The sequence below is a fragment of the Pseudomonas sp. 43(2021) genome (genome assembly GCF_017490805.1).
Lineage (GTDB): Bacteria > Pseudomonadota > Gammaproteobacteria > Pseudomonadales > Pseudomonadaceae > Aquipseudomonas.
Genome location: NZ_JAFGYJ010000465.1, coordinates 1 through 459, shown reverse-complemented (window position 1 = coordinate 459; position 459 = coordinate 1). Strand labels below are relative to the sequence as shown.

Here is a 459-nt window from a genome sequence, read left to right as displayed (position 1 = left end):
GCTCGGTCTCGCTCAGGTTGAACTGCTTGAGCAGATAGTCCGAGAGGTGTTTCGGGCAAGTGTCGGCGACTTCCAGACGCACCGCGTCACCGTAGCGCCGCGAGAACAACTCGCCACGCAGAGCGCGGGCCAGGTCTTCGACGTCTTCGGAATCGAGCGCCAGGTCGGCATTTCGGGTCAGACGGAACTGGTAGCAGCCTTTGACCTTCATGCCCTGGAACAGGTCATCGGCGTGGGCGTGGATCATCGACGACAGGAACACATAGTTGTCGCCGGCGCCGCCGACTTCTTCCGGCACCTTGATGATCCGAGGCAGCAGACGCGGTGCCGGAATGATCGCCAGACCGGAGTCGCGACCGAAGGCGTCGATACCTTCGAGCTCGACGATGAAGTTCAGGCTCTTGTTCACCAGCAACGGGAACGGGTGCGTCGGGTCGAGGCCGACCGGGGTGATGATCG

General features: G+C 62.3%; 1 pseudogene. It reads right to left on the bottom strand.

Features of this window, described 5'->3' with window-relative positions:
• Positions 1-459 (bottom strand): annotated as a pseudogene (locus J5M71_RS28200) (RNA degradosome polyphosphate kinase); the annotation flags it as partial.